Here is a 1,637-nt window from a genome sequence, read left to right as displayed (position 1 = left end):
TAAAGTCATCGATGACATTGAATGTCCTAAAGCGACGTTGATTACGACTACTGTCACTCATAAAATCCATTGACCAACATTCACCTTGTTTATTGGGGGCTAATAACCTTTCCGGGCATCGTGGAGGAATGCGTTTTTTACGCTTTACCCTGAGATTAAGCTTTAATTCACAATACACCCGATATACCCGTTTATGATTCCATTGATAGCCGAGCTTTCTGATACGATTAAAACATTTAGGAAAGCCCCAGCGTAAATGCCGGTCTGTGATAGCATTCAACACCGAAACAATCACCGAATCATCCTGTAACTTAGCTTGATAATAGTAAGCACAACGGCTTAAACCAACAATGGCACAACTCATAGCAATAGTAACTGAATGATTTTGTTGTAGTTGCTGTGCCCACGTTTTACGTGCCCCTGTTGGCACTAAAGCTTTTTTATGATTTCTTCCTGAAGCTGGGATTTTAAGCTCAGTTCGGCAAACATCTGCTTAAGCTTGCAGTTTTCAGCCTCCAGCTCCTTTAAGCGTTTAATATCCGACGTTTCCATACCGCCGTATTTTTCTCGCCACTTATAGAAAGTTGAATTACCCATGCCATATTTGCGACAGAGTTCCTTGACAGGAATACCTGCTTCAGCTTCTTTTAAAATAGCGACGATTTGATGTTCAGTCATTTTTTTCATAATTAAATCCTCTTTTACTTTTATCATAGAGAATTTTCTACTTTTTGGCTGTACTATTTTAGGGGATAGTTACATGATGACTTTCTGTGTATTTTTACTCTGTGTACACTGTGACAATAACGGACAGATTTTGCAGGTTGTTGCATCAGAATGATAATGACGATAACCTTCCCTGCTGGTAGTTTTATATATTAATGTTTGCCCGTTTGGGCAAGTATAAGTATCGTTTTGACCGTTATAGATAAACTGCTTTTTTCTGATGGGATTCGCACCATGGGTGGAGCGACGATAACCCAACACCGGATATATCTGCTCTGCCAGCAGTAAATGGCAAATGGGAGCCGTAAAATAACCCGCATCAAGACCGACACCAACCGGATTAAAGCCAAACCGCTCTAACTGGCGTTTTAATCGAGCCATGTAAGGCTGGGGATCATGGATATTTCCAGCTGTGACATAGGTATCGGTAATTAAATTATGTTTTGCCATCAACCGTTCGGCGATCTAAGTAGAAGAATCCTTTAGGCTTGCCTTCCCGATGCATAAAGCCACTGTCCGGATCTGTTGTACTGACTTTAACCTCCTTGTATTTCTCTACCGTCGATGGCTTTAAGGCTTTTTTCCGTTTAATTTTCTTTCTGCGTTGATGGCTTGATTAAGCGCATCAATATATTGACTGGGCTCAACAATACGCTGCTCATTACGTGCTTTGCCTTTATTGGCATTTGCTTTTAGGTGAGTACTGTCCGTATATAATACCCGACCACTTATCAACCCTTTGGCAATGGCCTGCTCAACAATATTATCAAAAATCTGTTGATAGATTTCACTGTCATTAAACCGACGGCGACGATTTTGACTAAGTGTTGAGGCGTCAATCACTTTTTCGGTTAATCCCATTCCCAGAAACCAGCGGTAAGCTAAATTGACCTGAATTTCCTGAACCAGAC

Annotated in this window: 2 protein-coding genes and 1 pseudogene; all 3 read right to left on the bottom strand. The window is 40.9% G+C overall.

Annotated elements, in window-relative coordinates:
* Positions 1–430: IS3 family transposase (locus A9G40_RS03440; RefSeq protein ID WP_141675181.1), on the bottom strand; the 430-nt coding region annotated here is incomplete at its 3' end.
* Complete coding sequence (locus tag A9G40_RS03435) at positions 430–687, bottom strand: transposase (RefSeq protein WP_176700436.1); 258 nt, start codon at positions 685–687, stop codon at positions 430–432. The genes A9G40_RS03435 and A9G40_RS03440, both read right to left, overlap by 1 nt.
* Positions 688–762: 75 nt before the next feature.
* Positions 763–1,637: pseudogene (locus A9G40_RS15425) on the bottom strand (IS1182 family transposase); the annotation flags it as partial.

This window comes from Gilliamella sp. Nev3-1 (assembly GCF_001690435.1).
Classification (GTDB): Bacteria; Pseudomonadota; Gammaproteobacteria; order Enterobacterales; family Orbaceae; genus Gilliamella; species Gilliamella apicola_C.
The sequence above is the reverse complement of the archived record's forward strand: the minus strand, read 5'-3'. Positions and strand labels throughout refer to the sequence as shown.